This is a genomic window from Mycobacterium sp. SMC-15 (genome assembly GCF_045310925.1).
Taxonomy (GTDB): Bacteria; Actinomycetota; Actinomycetes; order Mycobacteriales; family Mycobacteriaceae; genus Mycobacterium.
This window is the reverse complement of record NZ_JBJIAJ010000015.1, coordinates 1-17,382: the sequence shown is the minus strand read 5'-3', so window position 1 is coordinate 17,382 and position 17,382 is coordinate 1. Positions and strand designations below refer to the sequence as shown.

The following is a 17,382-nucleotide window of genomic DNA, read 5'->3' as shown; positions in this document are numbered from 1 at the left end:
GCTCTCCCTCGCGATCGGCACTTGATCGGCCTCGGCTCGGCCGGCGTGCCTGCTGTCCACTCTAGTGGGCGGCGCAGCGCGCTGTGACCTGCCTTGCAGTGCGTACTGAATCGACCACCCGATGGCCCGGCCCCGAAGGACCTGGCACCGGATGCAAGGGAGCAACGTCTAACCCATCGAATGTGTTTCCGACGGGTCCCCGGTTCGCCAGCAGCGAAACCTATCGGGTCCACGCGACGGTCCCAGGTTCGCCGATCCTGCGTCGAGCCTCGCTGAACCGCCGGCTAGGTTGCGGCGTGAAATGCGTCGATGATGTCGGCCGGGATACGCCCGCGGGTCGACACATTGTGTCCGTTGCGGCGGGCCCATTCGCGGATCGCGGCGCTCTGCTCACGGTCGATGGTTCCACGGCGGCCACCACCGGACCGTCCGCGCCGGCGACCCCCGACCCGACGGCCCGCGTCGGCCCACTTCTTCAGTTCTGCGCGCAGTTTTGTAGCATTCTTGCTCGAAAGGTCGATCTCGTAGGTCACCCCGTCCAGGCCGAATTCGACCGTTTCATCGGCGGCACCCTCACCATCGAAATCATCGATCAAGGTGACGGTCACTTTTTTCGCCATTGGTACCCCTAGGTAGCTTTCCTGCGCGCGAACGGAGCGCAAAGCCGTATTCGACCTCGCCGACTAATCTGCCATAAAAATACGCCTGCTTCAACACAACAGGCTGCGGCGCAGTTCAGTTGCCTTGACGACGAACAATCGGAAACAAAACGGTGTCCCTAATTGATAGACCCGTCAACACCATCAACAGGCGGTCGATACCCATTCCGGTACCTGTGCAGGGCGGCATCGCATGTTCCATGGCCGCCAGGAAGTCCTCGTCGAGCGCCATCGCCTCGTCATCGCCGGCGGCCGCCGCGCGCGCCTGTTCCGCGAAACGCTCACGCTGCACCACCGGGTCGACGAGCTCGGAATAGCCGGTGGCCAGTTCAACACCGCGCATATAGAGATCCCACTTCTCCGTGACACCCTCGATGCTGCGGTGCTGGCGGGTCAGCGGCGTCGTCTCGACCGGGAAATCCCGGACAAAAGTTGGGGCGTTCAAGGCGTTGCCGACGGCATGTTCCCACAGTTCCTCGACCAGTTTCCCGTGACCATAGCCGCGGTCTTTGGGTATCTCTACGCCGAGGCGATCCGCGATCGCCCACAAGTCGGCCACCGAGGTGGCCGGGGTGATCTCTTGGCCGAGCGCGGTCGACAATGATGGATACATTTCAACGGTCGCCCATTCACCGTCAATGTCGTAGATGCTGCCGTCGGGCAGCGGCAGTTGACGGGTCCCGATCACCTCATCGGCGACCTCTTGAATAATCTCGCGGGTGGCCACCGCAGAGTCGTCGTAGGTGCCGTAGGCCTGGTAGGTCTCCAGCATCGAAAACTCGGGCGAATGCGTGGAATCGGCGCCTTCATTCCGGAACACCCGATTCAGTTCGAAGACCCGGTCGAAGCCGCCGACAACGCACCGTTTCAGGAACAGTTCTGGTGCGATTCTCAGGAAAAGGTCCGCGTCGAGCGCGTTCGAATGAGTGACGAAAGGCCGGGCGGCCGCTCCGCCGGCCAATGTCTGCAACATCGGAGTTTCGACTTCAAGGAATCCGCGCCGCTCAAGCGCGTTGCGCACGGCGCGAATGACCGCGATGCGCTGACGCGCCACGGTACGGGCTTCCGGCCGGACGATCAGGTCGACGTAGCGCTGCCGGACCCGCGACTCCTCGCTCATCTCCTTGTGCGCGACCGGAAGGGGCCGCAATGACTTCGACGCCATCTGCCAGGAGTCGCCCAGCACCGACAGCTCGCCGCGGCGGGAGCTGATCACCTCGCCGTGCACGTAGACGATGTCGCCGAGGTCGACGTCGGTCTTCCACGCCTCCAGCTCCTGTTCCCCGACGCTGGCCAGGCTGATCATCACCTGTAACTGGGTGCCGTCGCCCTCCTGCAGGGTCGCGAAGCACAGTTTGCCCGAGTTGCGGGAGAACACCACCCGACCCGCGACGCCGACGACGTCGCCCGTGGCGGTGTCCGCCTCCAGATCGGGGTAGTCGGCCCGGATCTGGGCAAGTGTGTGGGTGCGATCGACCGCGACCGGGTAGGGATCACGGCCTTCGGCCAGCAACCGAGCTCGCTTGTCGCGTCGGATCCGGAACTGCTCGGGGAGGTCGGATTCGTCCTGCGTCTCAGGGGATACATCGGCGGAGCTCACGACCCGCCAGCTTAGAGGAACACGGCGACAGGACGAAAAGCCCGCGACACTCAGCGCGCCGGGCGCAGTTTGCCCCGCTGACTGTCCCGATTGCGTTCGAACACCAGCCGCAGTCCGTCCAGGGTGAGGTTGGGGTCGTGATGGTCGACAGTCTCCAGATCGGCCAGCAACAGCGGTGCGGAGTGACCGGTGGCCACCACGGTCACGTCGTCTCCGGCTCCCGCGGCTTCCTCGCGGACCCGGCGAACCAGACCGTCGACCAGACCGGCGAACCCGTAGACCGCGCCGGCCTGCATGCATTCGACGGTGTTCTTGCCGATCACCGAGCGCGGCCGGGTGAGTTCGACCCGGCGCAGGCCGGCGGAGCGGGCCGCGGCGGCATCCGAAGAGATCTGGACGCCGGGCGCGATGGCGCCGCCCAGGAATTCGCCCTTGGCCGAAACCACATCGACGCAGATCGAAGAACCGAAGTCGACGACGATCGCCGCTGTCTTGAACTTGTGAAACGCGGCCAACCCGTTGACGATCCGGTCAGCCCCCACTTCCTTGGGATTGTCCACCAGCAGTGGGATCCCGGTGCGCACCCCCGGCTCGATCAACACGGCGGGGATCGAGGGCCAGTACTGGTCGAGCATCAGCCGGACTTCGTGCAGCACCGACGGCACGGTGGACAGTGCGGCGGCACCGGTGAGCTGTTCGCCGTCATCGCCGATGAGTCCGTCCAGGGTCAGCGCCAGCTCGTCCGCAGTGATCTCCGCCTCGGTCCTGATCCGCCACTGCTGCACGACGTTGCCGTGATCACCGGAGCCGGCGATCAGGCCGATGACGGTGTGGGTGTTGCGGACGTCGATCGCCAGCAGCACGGTTAGCGCACGCTTCTGGGCGAGAGTAGATCCGAGACGTCATCGGGCACGAAGGCCGGGTCATCGCCGAGATCCACCTGCTTGTTCTCGGCGTCGACGAACACGATCCGCGGCCGGTAACGGCGGGCCTCGGCGTCCTCCATGGTGCCGTAGGCGATCAGGATGACCAGGTCACCGGGATGCACCAGATGCGCTGCCGCACCGTTGATCCCGATGACACCGCTGCCCCGCTCGCCGGTGATGGCGTAGGTCACCAGCCGGGCGCCGTTGTCGATGTCGACGATCGTGACCTGCTCACCCTCGAGCAGGTCGGCGGCGTCCATCAGATCGGCGTCGATGGTCACCGAGCCGACATAGTGCAGGTCCGCATGGGTGACCGTGGCACGGTGAATCTTCGACTTGAGCATCGTCCGAAACATCAATTCCTCCGGGTTTGTGCGGCTAACGCCACGTCGGCGTCGATGGGAAGTCCGAGCGTGATCGCCGCGTTGTCGAGCAGTCGGGTAGAACCCACCCGGGCGGCGATCAGCAGCCGTCCGGGTCCGTCGGTGGGGGCCGGGCCGAGGTCGACGCCTCGAACCTGCAGGTAGTCGACGTCGACGGCGGGGACCGCGGACAGCACCGCGGCGGCGGCGTCCAGCGCCGCTGGTGCACCGGCCGCGGCCGCGCGCTCACCGGCAGCCAGTGCGGCCGACAGGGCCGTCGCCGCTTCGCGCTGCGCCGCGTCGAGGTAGCGGTTGCGTGACGACATCGCCAGGCCGTCGGATTCGCGCACGGTGGGTACGCCGACCACGGTCACGTCGAGGTTGAGGTCGGTGACCATCTGCCGCACCAACACCAACTGCTGATAGTCCTTCTCGCCCAAGAACACCCGGTCGGGGCTCACGATCGACAGCAATTTCGCGACCACGGTGAGCATGCCGGCGAAGTGGGTCGGGCGCGCGGCACCTTCGAGTTCGGCGCCCAGCGGACCCGGGTGCACCGCGGTACGCGGGCCGTTCGGGTACATGGCCGCGGCGGTCGGCGTGAAAACCAGGTCTACGCCCGCGGCGCGCAACGCGATCAGATCGGCATCCAGGGTGCGCGGGTAGGCGTCGAGGTCTTCACCGGCGCCGAACTGCAGCGGGTTGACGAAGATCGACACCGCGACCACCGAACCGGGCACTCGCTGCGCCGCTCGAATCAGCGACAGGTGGCCGTCGTGCAGGGCGCCCATGGTCGGCACCAGCATCACCCGGCGACCGGTCGACCGCAGCGCGCGGCTGACGCGGGCGACGTCCTCCGGGCGCTCGTAGACGTTGAACCCGCCGGCGGTGAAGGTGGGCTGCGGACCCCGGGACGTGTTCGGGCTCATCGGGCCAGCACCTCCAATACGTCGTCGGCGGCACCGGCGCGGTGCGCGGTGCGCAGCGCGTTGGTGCGATATGCCTCGGCCAGGTCCGGGTCCACATCGGCCAGCGCGCCCAGGTGCCGGGCCAGGGTGGCCGAGTCGCCGCGGGCCACCGGCCCGGTCAGCGCGGCCCGGCCGTCACGCAGGGTGTTGGCCAGCGCGGCACGCACCAACGGTCCGAGCACCCGCTCGGCAATCCCGTCCGGGTCATCGGCGGCCACTGAGCCGATCCGCCCCGGCAACGCCGCCCGCAACGCCGCCAGCGCGTCGTCGATCACGGTCACCACATGGTTTCCGCCGTGACAGAGCGCGGCGTGATAGAGGGTGCGGGCGGACTCGTCGACCCGGAACGGCGCGGCGCCGATCTCGCAGGTCAGCGCTTCAGCGACGGCGTAGCCGATCTCGTCGGCGGCGGTGATGCCGAAGCAGCTCTCCGACAACCGGTCGATGTCCTCATCCGAACCGGTGAAAGTCATCGCGGGATGGATGGCCAGCGGCAGGCAGCCCTGCTGCGTCAGCGGCGCGAGAACGCCGATCCCGGCGGCGCCGGAGGTGTGCACCACGATCGTGCCGGCCCGCACCGCACCGGTGGCGGCCAGGCCGGACACGATGCCGGCCAGTTCGGTGTCGGGAACGGCGAGCAGCAGCAATTCAGCGTCCGCGGCGACGTCGGGTGCCGACCGCACCAGGCTGTCGGGCAGCCGGCGCCGGGCGCGCTGGCGCGATTCCTCGGAGATGGCGCTGCAGGCCACCACCACATGTTCGGCGCGCTCCAGCGCGACACCGAGCGCGGTGCCGACGCGGCCGGCCGAGATGACGCCGACCTTGAGCCGGGCGGGCCGCAGTCCGTCGAACTGCGCCATGCAGACGACCTCACAGGTTCTCTTGGTATTCGTTCCAGTCCCGCGCTGCGGGTACCGGACGGTCGCCGGTGAGTCTATCCCGATCGGTCGCGGCGCTGCGAGTGACGTTGGTCGCAGTTGGCCGCGGATCACCCCTCGCGACGGCGGTGCCGGCGCCCTTCGCCCGCGGTGGGCTGCAGCCGGGCCAGCAGGTCGGCCACCGACTGGCCGCCGGTGCTGGGCCCCTCGGCGCTCCCGTCGGCGCCGGCGGAATGCCGCGACGCGGGCGCACTGGCGTGGGCCGGAGCCGGCGGCTCGGCCGGCTGCGGTTCGGCGGCTACCGGGGGCGTGGCGTCGTCCTGCGCCGGCCGGGCATGGTCGCCGGCCTGCTCCGCCGCGTGCCGGGAGCGCGCCCGCCGGCGCCCCCCTCCCTCGTTGGGTGCCGGCTCGGCGCCGTTGACCGGCGGACCGGCGACGGATTCGGCGGGGTCTGCGTGGCGACCGTGTCGGCTCGGCGCTTCCGCGCTGCGGTCGGGCGCCCCGTGCCGCCCGGTGTCGGCCGGAACATCCGCGGACCAGTTGCTACCCGGCACGCCCGGCGGCAGCCATTCCCCTTCGGCACCAACGGGTTTCCAGGGTGGGGTAGGCGCTGCGGCCCGGGGAGGCTGGGGGGCCGGCGGAGGCTGCGGCGGTTCCGGCTCACGGCGGGGTTCGGGCGCGATGAAGGGCTGCGGCGGCTGCGCCCAACGGGCGGCGGCCGGTTGCGGTGGCGGCGTCTCGTCGGGGGCCCGCCGTGGTGACTCTTCGGCGCTGCGCCGGGGTGACTCGTCGGCACGCCGGCGATGCGAACCGCGGCGGCCCTCGGCGTGCGGCGCCTGCGGCGTCGGCGACGCCTGCGGTGTGGGGCTTCCGGCGGCCGGAATCCGTACCTCCGGAACGTCGATGATCGGGTTCTCCGCGGTCTGGGTGACCGAGTCCGGCGGGTAGATCGATGTGGCCGACGACGCGACTCGGGTGGCGCCCGTGGAGGGTTCTCCGCCCGAGCGCGCCCAGTCGCTGTAGGCACGGACCGGGGTGCGCTCAGGCTCGAGTGCCGGCCGGTGGCTCAGGTCGGCGTCGAAGAGGATCTCCAGGTTGGTGCGCAGCGCTGCCAACTCCGACCGCAGGGCCGCGACCTCGTCAGCGGCCTGCGCCCGCAGTTCAGAGGCCAGCTCGCGGCGCAGCTGGGACTCCACCGTCAGCTCATACTCGCGCCGCGCGGAAATCTCGCGATCCAATTGCAGGTCGTAGACCAACTTGAGGTCGCGCGCCCGCGCCTGGTCGACATCGCTTTGCCGCCGATAGATGACCGACACGAATGCCGCCGCGACCGCGGCCCACAGCGCGATGATGACTGCGAGTTTGAGCAGCTCCACCCGACTGGTGAACACCAGCGCCGAACTCGCGGCGATCGCAAGAATCAGCAACGCCGTCATCAGTGTCCAGCCCGGCCTGCGAACTCCACGCCGACCCGGGGCGCGGGACAGGACCGAATTCATCTGCGCCGCTCCACCTCGTCGCTCTGTCCCGTATCGTTGCTGGCGCGCATTGCCCGACTGTACCTGTACGAGGTCAATCCGCGTGTCGCCCCGCTCCGGCGATTCTTACCCGGCTTGATTTCCGGTCAGCTCGGCGGGCGGGCCGGGATCTTCCGGCGATTTGCAGCGGTTCTGCAACCACAGCGCGGCGATGAGCAGAGCCAGCGCGCTGGCCGCCGCGACCACCGCCCCGCCGGTGTCCTGGTCCGCGACGTGCAGGGTGGACCGGCGCGGCAGCAGATAGCCGAGCACACCCAGCCAGAAGCCCAGTACCAGCGCCCCCATCCAGGCCGACGCCTTGGCGACCACCACGGTGCGGGCCACCGCAAGCGGATGCAGCCGGCCGGCTCCGGCGCCGATCTGACCGTCGTCGATCTTCGCGCCGACGTAGCGGCCCCAGGCCAGCTCGGCGATCGCGACCGCCAGCAGCGATATCCCGGTCCACACGGTGATCGGCGGAAACCATCGGTACAGCAGCGGAACCGCCAGGTAGCTGATGATCGCGACCACAGCGGCCGCGGCGGCCACGTCACGCTTGCGAGTCGGGCCCATCAGAGCCGCAGACCCAGGTCGGTCAGCGACACCCCGGCGCGCTCCGCCGGTTCCAGCTCGTCGAGCAGCTCCGTCACCGCACGCGGCCGGCCGCCCACCGTGAGCCGGGCCTGCGGCTCCACCGACAGCCAGGGCACCAGCACGAACGCACGCAGATGGGCCCGGGGATGGGGCAACGTCAGCTGTTCGTCGTCGGACAGCACCTCCGTGCCCCCGGTGTCGTGGCAGCTGATCACGTCGACATCCAGGGTCCGCGGCCCCCACCGCTGGGTGCGCACCCGCTCGGCCGCCTGCTCCAGTTCGTGCGCGCGGCGCAACCAGCCGTGCGCATCGGCGGCCGGGTCGTCAACGATCAGCACCGCGTTGAGGAAGGGCCCCTGTTCGACGCCGCCCCACGCCTGCGTCTCGTACACCCCCGACACCGCGCGCACCGCGCGGCCCAGGCCGTCGACCGCCGACTGCAGCAGGGCCAACCGGTCCCCCAGGTTGGATCCCACCGAGAGCACGGCGTGACTCATGCCGGAACCACCTTGCCGCGCCGGTCGCTGCGTGAGCGCCGTGCCACCACCGCGACGTCGGCGAAGGTGAGCGGGATCGGGGCGTGCGGCTTGTGCAGCGTCACCTCCACGGCCTGCACTCGCGCGTCGCCCATCACCTCCTCGGCGATCTCGGCGGCGACGGTCTCGATGAGATCGCGAGCCGGGCCGGCGATGATATTCGCGGCGCGCTGCGCGAGCAGTCCGTAGTCGTAGGTGTCGGCCAAGTTGTCGCTGGCCGCGGCGACGGCGAGATCCATCCAGACCGTGATGTCGACGATGAAGTCCTGACCGTCGGCCCGCTCGTGCTCGAACACACCGTGGTTGCCGCGAACCTTCAAGCCGCGCAGCTCGATCCGATCAGTCACCGCTCGCACCTCCTTGGCTCCAGGCTCCCAGGACACGTAGCGCGTCGACCGAGGCTCGCACGTCGTGCACCCGCACGCCCCAGGCGCCGTGCAGCCCGGACAACGCCGATATCACCGCAGTGGCCGTTTCGCGCTCGTCGGGCGGCCGCGGCGTACCGTCCTCGCTGGCCAGCAGCGTACCGAGAAACCGCTTGCGTGACGCGCCAACGAGAACCGGCATGCCGAGATCGACCAATTGCGGCAGCCCATGCAGCAGGGCCCAATTGTGTTGGGCGGTCTTGGCGAAGCCCAGGCCGGGATCGACGATCAACTGCGAGGGATCCACGCCGGCGGCCACGGCCGCGTCGACGGCGGCGAGCAGATCCTCACGGACCTCGGCGGCCACGTCGCGGTAGCACGGCACCCGATGTGGATTGTCCGGATCGACCGGCCGCCAATGCATCAGCACCCATCGGGCACCCGAGGAAGCCAACAGCGGTGCCATGGCCGGGTCCGCGGCTCCCCCGGACACGTCGTTGACGATCGTGGCGCCGGCGTCCAGCGCGGCATCGGCGACGGCGGCGTTCATCGTATCGATGCTGACGGTAATACCTTGCTCAGCAAGTTGTTTCACGACCGGAACGACCCGCTGAACCTCCGCCCGCGGATCGGCGCGCAGCGCACCCGGCCGGGTCGATTCGCCCCCCACGTCGATGATCGCCGCACCCTGGCCCGCCAGCCGGCGGCCATGCTCAACGGCGCGATCGACGTTGAGGTAGCGCCCGCCGTCGGAGAACGAATCGGCGGTGACGTTGACCACCCCGACGACCTGCACGCGTGTCGTGCTCACTTGCGCCGAATGAGTTCCAGGGCCTCAGCGCGCGACGTGCTGTCGGATTTGAACTGTCCGCGGACCGCCGACGTAGTGGTGATCGCGCCGGGCTTGCGCACTCCGCGCATCGCCATGCAGAGGTGCTCGGCCTCGACCACCACGATGACTCCGCGCGGATTGAGTTTGCGCATCAGGGCGTCGGCGACCTGCGCGGTCAACCGCTCCTGCACCTGCGGCCGCTTCGCGTAGAGATCCACCACCCGGGCCAGCTTGGACAGACCGGTGATCCGGCCGTCGTAGCCGGGGATGTACCCGACGTGCGCGACACCGTGAAAGGACACCAGGTGATGCTCACAGGTTGAGTAGAGCGGGATCTCCTTGACGATCACCAGCTCTTCGTGCTGCTCGTCGAAGGTGGTCTCCAGCACTGCATCCGGGTCGGTGTAGAGCCCGGCGAACATCTCCTGATAAGCCCGCGCGACCCGCGCCGGGGTGTCGAGCAGACCCGCCCGGTCGGGGTCTTCGCCCACCGCGAGCAGCAGCTCGCGCACGGCGGCCTCGGCCCGCGCCTGATCGAAAATTGCCGACGTCATCGTCGACCCCGCTTTCTCAGTCACCGGACGGCTGCTCGGACCGGTTGTTCTCCGTGCCACGACCACCACCGTCGGCCTCACCGGACGATGCCGGCGGTGGCGGCGGCTGGCCGGCACCGGGGTACGGCTGGGGCCGGTGCTGATAGGGCGGGTAGTGCTGGGCGGGCGGGTAACCGCTGGGCGGCCAGTGCTGCGGGGGATACCAGTAGCCGCCCTGCTGCTGGGGCTGCGACTGCGGGGAGGGCGGCCAGCCCGGTGCGTGCCAGCCCGCCGGGGCCCCATAGTCCGGTTGGGTGCCCGCCTCACCGCCGGCGGGCACACCGTTACTGCCGTTGGGGCCGGATTCACCCGCCCGCGCGGCCGCCTCCCGGGACGCCTGAGCGATCGCGGCCTTGAACGCGGGTTCCGGCTTCGGCTGCGGCCACGGCTCGCCCCGCTCGATGGCCAGCTCACCGGGGGTCTTGATCGGCGGCTTGTCGGACGGGACCCGACCGCCGAAGTCGTCGAACGCCGTCAACCGGGGCCGCTTGTTCACGTCGCCGAAGATCTTCTCCAGGTCGGCGCGGTGCAGCGTCTCCTTCTCCAACAGCTCGCCGGCCAGGACGTCGAGGACGTCGCGGTATTCGGTCAGGATCTCCCAGGCCTCGGTGTGCGCGGCCTCGATCAGTTTGCGGACCTCGTCGTCGATGTCGCGGGCCACTTCGTGCGAGTAGTCGGCCTGCGTACCCATCGCTCGTCCGACGAACGGATCGCCGTGGTCGGTGCCGTAGCGGACCGCGCCCAGCTTGGCGCTCATGCCGTATTCGGTGACCATGGCGCGCGCGACCGCGGTGGCCTTCTCGATGTCGGAGACCGCGCCGGTGGTCGGCTCGCGGAACACCAGTTCTTCGGCGGCGCGCCCGCCCATGGCGAAGACCAGCTGGGCGATCATCTCCGAGCGGGTGCGCAGTCCCTTGTCTTCCTCGGGCACCGCCACCGCGTGCCCGCCGGTACGGCCGCGAGCCAGGATGGTGACCTTGTAGACCGGGTCGATGTCGGGCATCGCCCACGCCGCCAGGGTGTGGCCGCCCTCGTGGTAGGCGGTGATCTTCTTCTCGTGTTCGCTGATGATCCGGCCCTTGCGCCGGGGGCCGCCGATCACCCGGTCCACCGCTTCTTCCAGCGCCGCGCCGGTGATCACGGTGCCGTTCTCGCGCGCGGTCAGCAGCGCCGCTTCGTTGATCACGTTGGCCAGGTCGGCGCCGGACATCCCGACGGTGCGCTTGGCCAGCCCATCCAGGTCGGCGTCAGGGCCGATCGGCTTGCCCGCCGAATGCACCCGCAACACCGCCCGCCGCCCGGCGATGTCGGGGTTGGTCACCGGGATCTGGCGGTCGAACCGGCCGGGCCGCAGCAACGCGGGGTCGAGGATGTCGGGCCGGTTGGTGGCCGCGATCAGGATGACCCCGGCCCGCTCACCGAACCCGTCCATCTCCACCAGCAACTGGTTGAGGGTCTGCTCCCGCTCGTCGTGTCCGCCGCCCATGCCGGCGCCGCGCTGGCGGCCGACGGCGTCGATCTCGTCCACGAACACGATGCACGGGCTGTTCTGTTTGGCCTGCTCGAACAGGTCCCGCACCCGGGAGGCGCCGACACCGACGAACATCTCCACGAAGTCCGAGCCGGAGATGGTGAAAAAGGGCACACCTGCCTCACCGGCGACCGCGCGGGCCAGCAGCGTCTTACCGGTGCCGGGCGGGCCGTAGAGCAGCACGCCTTTGGGGATCTTGGCGCCCAGCGCCTGGTAGCGGCCCGGGTTCTGCAGAAAGTCTTTGATCTCGTAGAGCTCTTCGACCGCCTCATCCACGCCGGCGACGTCGGCGAAGGTGGTCTTGGGCATGTCCTTGCCCAGCTGTTTGGCCCGTGATTTGCCCATGCCGAAGCCCATCCGGGCGCCGCCCTGCATGCGGGAGAACATCACGAACAACCCGATCAGCAGCAACATCGGCAACATATAGATCAGCAGTGACCCGAGCAGGCTGCCCTGGTTCACCACGGTGTTGATCTGGGCCTTCTTCGCCGTCAACGCGGTGTAGAGCGGAACCGCGTACCCGGTCGGGTACTTGGTGATCAGCTTGTCGACCTTCTCGGCCCGGCCGGGCTTGTCGGCTTTGCCCGACTGGCCGGCCTTGTCGGTCACCTCGACGCTGGTGAGCGGAGTCTTCAGGACCAGCCGCAGCTGTTGCTCGCGGTCGTCGAGCTGGGCGCTCTTGACGTTGCCGCTGTGGATCTGGGCCACCGCCACCGAGGTGTCGACGGGCTTGTATCCGCGGGTGTCGTCACTGAAATAGAAGAACGACCAACCGAGCAGCAACACCACTGCGATCGCGGTTACGGTGCGGATCACGTTTTTGCGATTCATCAGACATCGGCCGGGCGCGGCCAAATCCTTCCAATACATGCAGCTGGGCATGTTCAGGCTACCGTCCCTTGCGGTTAACCTGCCTGGCCGGACTCGGGAACCCTGTTCGATCCCGGCCCGGTTGTGCTTTGGTGTGACGGTGGCTCCCGCAATCGAACGAGCAACTCAACGATTCGTCGACACCAACGGCGTGACCCTGCGGGTCACCGAAGCGGGCGAGTGCGGTGCCCCGGTGGTGTTGCTGGCGCACGGATTCCCGGAGTTGGCCTTCTCCTGGCGACATCAGATCCCGGCCCTGGCCGACGCGGGCTTCCACGTACTGGCCCCCGATCAGCGCGGCTACGGCGGCTCGTCGCGACCGGACGAGATCGCGGCCTACGACATGGCAGCGCTCACCGGCGATCTGGTCGGCCTGCTGGACGACGTCGGCGCCGAGCAGGCAATCTGGATCGGCCACGATTGGGGCGGTCCGGTGGTGTGGAACGCCGCGCAGCTGCACCCCGAGCGGGTGGCCGCGGTGGTGGGGCTCAGTGTGCCGCCGGTGCCCCGCCCGCAACTGCCGCCGACCGAGGCGTTCGCCAAGGTCTTCGGCGAGAACTTCTTCTACATGCTCTATTTCCAGGAGCCGGGCGTCGCCGATGCGGAACTGGATGCCGACCCCGCCCGCACCATGCGCCGGATGATGGGCAGCCTCAGCCCGGCCGACCACGACACGGCGCTGCTGATGGTCGCGCCCGGCCCGATGGGTTTCATCGATCGACTGGCCGAGCCGGCGGCGCGACCGGACTGGATCAGCGCCGCCGAACTGGACCACTACATCGCCGAATTCACCCGCACCGGTTTCACCGGTGGGCTGAACTGGTACCGCAACCTCGACCGCAACTGGGAGATCATGACCAATCCGGCCGCCGCCACCATCGACGTCCCGACCCTGTTCATCGCCGGATCCGCCGACCCGGTGCTGACCTTCACCCGCCGCGACCGGGCCGCCGAGCTGGTGACCGGCCCCTACCGCGAGGTGATCATCGATGGCGCCGGCCACTGGCTGCAGCAGGAGCGGCCCGACGAGGTCAACACGGTGCTGCTGGAATTCCTGGCGGGCCTGCCGGCCGGAGCGGCATCGTGACCGCCCGGCCGCTGGGCTTCGGGGTCTTCATCACCCCGTTTCACGCGCTGGGTCAATCACCGACCGTCGCACTGGAATACGACCTGGAGCGCGTTGTCGCTCTGGACCGGCTGGGCTTCGACGAAGCCTGGTTCGGCGAACACCATTCGGGCGGCTACGAGCTGATCGCCTGCCCCGAGGTGTTCATCGCCGCGGCTGCCGAACGCACCAAGCACATCCGGCTGGGTACCGGCGTGGTTTCGCTGCCCTACCACCACCCGTTGATGGTGGCCGACCGTTGGGTACTGCTGGATCATTTGACGCGCGGCCGAGTGATGTTCGGTGCGGGGCCGGGCGCCCTGCCCACCGACGCCCACATGATGGGCATCGACCCCGTCGAGCAGCGCCGGATGATGCAGGAGTCCCTGGAGGCGATCCTGGCGCTGTTCCGGGCTGAGCCGGGCGAATTGATCACCCGGCATTCGGACTGGTTCACCCTGCGCGACGCGGCCCTGCATATTCGCCCCTACACCTGGCCGTACCCGGAAATTTCTGCGGCCGCGATGATTTCGCCGTCCGGACCGCGGTTGGCCGGCGCGCTGGGCACCTCACTGCTGTCCCTGTCGATGTCGGTGCCGGGCGGCTTCGCCGCACTGGAGAACACCTGGCAGGTGGTGTGCGATCAGGCCGCCAAGGCCGGCCGCGACGAGCCGGATCGGGGTGACTGGCGGGTGCTGAGCATCATGCACATCGCCGACACCCGCGAGCAGGCGGTGGCCGACTGCACCTACGGGCTGCAGGATTTCGCGGACTACTTCGGCGCGGCCGGGTTCGTACCGCTGGCAAGCGAAGTCGAAGGATCGCCGCAGACGCCGACCGAGTTCGTCGAGGCCTACGCCGCCGCCGGGAGCTGCTGTATCGGCACCCCCGACGACGCCATCGAACACATCACCGGCCTGCTGGAGCGCTCCGGCGGGTTCGGCACCTTGCTGTTCCTCGGGCACGACTGGGCCTCACCGGAGGCCACCTATCACAGCTACGAGCTGTTGGCCCGCAAGGTGATTCCGCACTTCAAGGGTCAGCTCACCGCACCCAAGGCATCACACGAATGGGCCCGGGGCATGCGCGACACATTGTTCGGCCGGGCCGGCGAGGCGATCAAGAACGCCGTCGTCGAGCACGTCACCGAGTCGGGCGGCGGGTCACGCTGATGCGCGCGGCGGTGCTGCGCGACGGGCGGATGGTCTATCGCGACGACGTGCCGGAGCCGACGCCCGGTCCGGGCCAGGTGCTCGTCGAGGTGACCGCCTGCGGCATCTGCGGATCCGACCTGCATTTCGCCTCGCATGGCGAGCAGGTGCTGGCCGCGACACAGGCCATGTCCGGCAGCCCGTCCTCGCGTGCGTCCGTCGATCTGGGCGCCGATATCTTCATGGGCCACGAGTTCAGCGCGACGGTGCTCGAAGCCGGTCCCGGCACCGACACGTTTGCCGCTGGAACGCCGATCACCTCCATACCGGTCCTGCTGGCCGCCAAGGGTATTGAACCGATCGTCTACTCCAACACCACGGTGGGCGGCTACGCCGAGAAGATGCTGCTGTCGGCCCCGCTGTTGGTGCCGATCCCCAACGGGCTGGATCCCCGCCACGCCGCGCTGACCGAGCCGATGGCGGTGGGCCTGCACGCGGTCAACAAATCCGGCATCGCGGCTGGCGAGACTGCGCTGGTGCTGGGCTGCGGACCGATCGGGATGGCGATCATCGCCGCCTTGCGCACCACAGGCGTGGAAGACATTGTGGCCGCTGACTATTCGCCCGCCCGGCGAGAACTTGCGGTCAGAATGGGTGCGCATCGCACGCTCGATCCGGCGCAGGGCTCGCCGTTCGACACCGTTACCCCGAAGGTGATCTTCGAGGCGGTCGGGGTGCCGGGCGTCATCGACGACGTGCTGCGGCGAGCGCCGGTGGGCAGCCGGCTGGTGGTGGCCGGCGTGTGCATGGAATCTGACACCGTGCACCCGTTCTACGGCATCGCCAAGGAAATCAGCGTGCAGTTCGTACTGGCCTACGAGCCGGCGGAGTTCGCCGCGTCGCTGCGGGCCATCGCCGAGGGCCACATCGACGTGGCGCCGCTCATCACCGGCGAGGTCGGACTCGACGGCGTGGGTGCGGCCTTCCAGGAGCTGGCCGACCCCGACCGGCACTGCAAGATCCTGGTTACCCCTTAGCCGAAGCGCCCAGCCACGCCTTCGGGAAACCACCGGCGTCGACCAGCTGCTTCGACCACCCGCCCACCAGTTCCACCAGTTCACCCAGGTCGTCACCGAGGCGGGCCACGATCCGGGCACATGCCGCATCGGTTGACGTCTCGACCGCCTCGCGCGCGGCGCGTCCGGCATCGCTGAGCACGCCGTCGCGCGCCAGGCCGCGCTCGGCCAGCCGGGCCTCACCCCCGGTCAAGTCGTCATCGCTCCACGCCCGGGACCGGACGTAGGTGCGCGGCGGAAATCCGCGATAGAGCTCGGTGATCAGACCGATCTCGACGGCATCGAATCCCGCTGCGACCCAGGCGTTCACGTGCGCGTCGCCACGGAATTCGCGGAGCTGGTCGGCCAACAGCCAGGCATCGGTCAGCGGCTCACCGACCAGCCCGTCGGCAACCAGCCCGGCGAACAGCGGCTTGCCCGCCACCGAGAGACCATCCACGGCGCGGCGCAGCAGCTCCACGGCGCGCTCGATGCCGTCGGGGGCTGCACCCAGGACCCGGCGCAGCTGAGCCAGCGCACCCTCGGTACGCGCCGCCCGGATGGTCGGCGCATCGGTCAGCTTCCAGCCGTAACCGACGGCGGGAACGACCACGGCCGGATTGAACACCCCGAACGTCGCGGCGATCACGTCGCCGGGCGCCTGTCCCAGCGCGGAACCCCTGCTGCAGAAGTACGCTGGCCCGTCCGGCATTTCGACCCCATCGGTTGTTGCGGGGCTGGCACCGAAACCGAGCGCCGCGTAGCCGCGGTGACACTCCGGGGAGAAGTACACCTGGCCGGCGAACGGCTCGATGGCGCTGGACAGTGCTCGCGACGGCGCGGAGGTCATCACCTCAGTGTGCCGCATGGATCTTTTCCGCCGGTGTCTGCGTCGACTCCGATAAGGTGCCACTCATGCCGACACACAGTGCCCGGATGGTTCTCCGCTGGTCGATGACGCTGGCGCTGGCCGGCGTGGCCACGCTCGCGATGGCCGGCTGCGACGCCGCACCGAGCGGCGGGACGGACATCCCACGTCAGGTGACCGTGGTGGGCACCGGCGAGGTCCAGGGAGTTCCGGACACGCTCACCACGGAGGCTGGTATCGAGTTCGTCGCCGGAGACGTCACCAGCGCGATGAACCAGACAAGCGAGCGTCAGCAGGCGGTGATCGATGCACTGGTGGATGCCGGCGTGGACCGCAAGGACATCAGCACCACCGGCGTCAGCCTGCAGCCGCAGTACGGCAATCCCGACGCCAGCGGGTCGGCGAACATCACCGGCTACCGCGCCGGCAACACCATCCGGGTCAGGGTCGAGCGCGACTCCGCCTCCCAGGTGCTGGCAGTGATCGTGCGGGCCGGCGGGGACGCCACCCGAATCAATGGAGTGAGCTACTCCATCGAGGACGATTCGGCGCTGGTGCGCGGCGCCCGGGAGCGGGCCTTCAACGACGCCAAGGACCGCGCCGAGCAGTACGCCCAGTTGTCGGGCCTGCGGCTCGGTCAGGTGATCTCGATCTCCGAGATCGCCGGCGGGACGCCGCCGCCGTCACCGGTGGGGATGCCGATGCCCCGCGCAATGGCCGCCGCTCCCCCGGTCGAGCCCGGGCAACAGACCGTGAGCTTCACCGTCACGGCGATCTGGGAGCTGAGCTAAGACTCCCAACCTTCTGATCCGTAGTCAGATCTCACTCCACAGCCTTCCAACTGTGGCCGCAGTTATCCACAACTGGCGACCCTGCCAAATAGCTTGAGTCAGTGCGTGTTGCCTCACGTCAAGATGCGCGCGAGGGCGGGTTCGTTGCCTCACGTGATTGTGCGCGCTTGGGGACTCGGGA

General features: G+C 69.0%; 18 protein-coding genes. 4 read left to right on the top strand and 14 right to left on the bottom strand.

Features of this window, described 5'->3' with window-relative positions:
* Positions 1-284: 284 nt before the first annotated feature.
* The 13 genes from lsr2 to ftsH all read right to left on the bottom strand — a co-directional run bounded on the left by lsr2 (position 285) and on the right by ftsH (position 12,192).
* Positions 285-620 (bottom strand): histone-like nucleoid-structuring protein Lsr2, encoded by a 336-nt coding sequence (gene lsr2, locus ACJH71_RS19820; RefSeq protein ID WP_024442366.1) that lies wholly within the window; start codon positions 618-620, stop codon positions 285-287.
* A 115-nt stretch (positions 621-735) separates the two neighbouring features.
* Entirely contained in the window at positions 736-2,259 is a 1,524-nt protein-coding gene (gene lysS, locus ACJH71_RS19815; RefSeq protein ID WP_406759690.1) for a lysine--tRNA ligase, read from the bottom strand.
* 50 nt (positions 2,260-2,309) lie between these two features.
* The gene (locus ACJH71_RS19810; protein ID WP_406759689.1) at positions 2,310-3,122 is read right to left on the bottom strand and encodes a type III pantothenate kinase; all 813 of its coding nucleotides are present in this window, start codon (positions 3,120-3,122) and stop codon (positions 2,310-2,312) included.
* A gap of 2 nt (positions 3,123-3,124) precedes the next feature.
* On the bottom strand, positions 3,125-3,541 hold the full coding sequence (gene panD / locus ACJH71_RS19805; RefSeq protein ID WP_406759688.1) for an aspartate 1-decarboxylase: 417 nt from the start codon (positions 3,539-3,541) through the stop codon (positions 3,125-3,127).
* A complete protein-coding gene (gene panC, locus ACJH71_RS19800) occupies positions 3,541-4,476 on the bottom strand; it encodes a pantoate--beta-alanine ligase (protein WP_406759687.1) in 936 nt (311 codons plus the stop codon). Before panC ends, panD begins: the two co-directional genes overlap by 1 nt.
* Positions 4,473-5,375 (bottom strand): Rossmann-like and DUF2520 domain-containing protein, encoded by a 903-nt coding sequence (locus ACJH71_RS19795; RefSeq protein ID WP_406759686.1) that lies wholly within the window; start codon positions 5,373-5,375, stop codon positions 4,473-4,475. The genes panC and ACJH71_RS19795 overlap by 4 nt, the downstream gene beginning before the upstream one ends.
* A gap of 128 nt (positions 5,376-5,503) precedes the next feature.
* The gene (locus tag ACJH71_RS19790) at positions 5,504-6,892 is read right to left on the bottom strand and encodes a DUF6779 domain-containing protein (protein WP_406759685.1); all 1,389 of its coding nucleotides are present in this window, start codon (positions 6,890-6,892) and stop codon (positions 5,504-5,506) included.
* A gap of 105 nt (positions 6,893-6,997) precedes the next feature.
* Positions 6,998-7,483: a DUF3180 domain-containing protein gene (locus tag ACJH71_RS19785; protein ID WP_406759684.1), complete on the bottom strand. Its 486-nt coding sequence runs from the start codon at positions 7,481-7,483 to the stop codon at positions 6,998-7,000.
* Positions 7,483-8,001, bottom strand: coding sequence for a 2-amino-4-hydroxy-6-hydroxymethyldihydropteridine diphosphokinase (gene folK, locus ACJH71_RS19780; RefSeq protein ID WP_406759683.1), 519 nt, complete (start codon positions 7,999-8,001; stop codon positions 7,483-7,485). Before folK ends, ACJH71_RS19785 begins: the two co-directional genes overlap by 1 nt.
* Positions 7,998-8,387: a dihydroneopterin aldolase gene (gene folB / locus ACJH71_RS19775; RefSeq protein WP_406759682.1), complete on the bottom strand. Its 390-nt coding sequence runs from the start codon at positions 8,385-8,387 to the stop codon at positions 7,998-8,000. Before folB ends, folK begins: the two co-directional genes overlap by 4 nt.
* Positions 8,380-9,216 carry a dihydropteroate synthase gene (folP, locus tag ACJH71_RS19770; RefSeq protein WP_406759681.1) on the bottom strand — a complete coding sequence of 279 codons (837 nt, stop codon included), beginning with the start codon at positions 9,214-9,216 and terminating at the stop codon, positions 8,380-8,382. The genes folB and folP overlap by 8 nt, the downstream gene beginning before the upstream one ends.
* Positions 9,213-9,791, bottom strand: a complete 579-nt coding sequence (gene folE, locus ACJH71_RS19765) for a GTP cyclohydrolase I FolE (RefSeq protein ID WP_406759782.1) — start codon at positions 9,789-9,791, stop codon at positions 9,213-9,215. The genes folP and folE overlap by 4 nt, the downstream gene beginning before the upstream one ends.
* A gap of 16 nt (positions 9,792-9,807) precedes the next feature.
* Positions 9,808-12,192 (bottom strand): ATP-dependent zinc metalloprotease FtsH, encoded by a 2,385-nt coding sequence (gene ftsH / locus ACJH71_RS19760; RefSeq protein ID WP_406759680.1) that lies wholly within the window; start codon positions 12,190-12,192, stop codon positions 9,808-9,810.
* Positions 12,193-12,343: 151 nt separating this feature from the next.
* On the opposite strand from ftsH, the gene ACJH71_RS19755 reads away from it, so the two are divergent.
* The 3 genes from ACJH71_RS19755 to ACJH71_RS19745 are packed head-to-tail and all read left to right on the top strand — an operon-like array spanning position 12,344 to position 15,524.
* Complete coding sequence (locus ACJH71_RS19755; protein WP_406759781.1) at positions 12,344-13,318, top strand: alpha/beta fold hydrolase; 975 nt, start codon at positions 12,344-12,346, stop codon at positions 13,316-13,318.
* Complete coding sequence (locus tag ACJH71_RS19750; protein WP_406759679.1) at positions 13,315-14,508, top strand: LLM class flavin-dependent oxidoreductase; 1,194 nt, start codon at positions 13,315-13,317, stop codon at positions 14,506-14,508. Before ACJH71_RS19755 ends, ACJH71_RS19750 begins: the two co-directional genes overlap by 4 nt.
* Entirely contained in the window at positions 14,508-15,524 is a 1,017-nt protein-coding gene (locus ACJH71_RS19745) for a zinc-binding dehydrogenase (protein ID WP_406759678.1), read from the top strand. Before ACJH71_RS19750 ends, ACJH71_RS19745 begins: the two co-directional genes overlap by 1 nt.
* On the opposite strand, the gene ACJH71_RS19740 is transcribed toward ACJH71_RS19745, so the two are convergent.
* Positions 15,514-16,392, bottom strand: a complete 879-nt coding sequence (locus ACJH71_RS19740) for an SCO6745 family protein (protein WP_406759677.1) — start codon at positions 16,390-16,392, stop codon at positions 15,514-15,516. The two genes, ACJH71_RS19745 and ACJH71_RS19740, sit on opposite strands and share 11 nt — an antisense overlap.
* 65 nt (positions 16,393-16,457) lie before the next feature.
* Here ACJH71_RS19740 and ACJH71_RS19735 point away from each other — a divergent pair, with 65 nt between their 5' ends.
* Positions 16,458-17,201 carry an SIMPL domain-containing protein gene (locus ACJH71_RS19735; protein ID WP_406759676.1) on the top strand — a complete coding sequence of 248 codons (744 nt, stop codon included), beginning with the start codon at positions 16,458-16,460 and terminating at the stop codon, positions 17,199-17,201.
* Positions 17,202-17,382 lie beyond the last annotated feature (181 nt).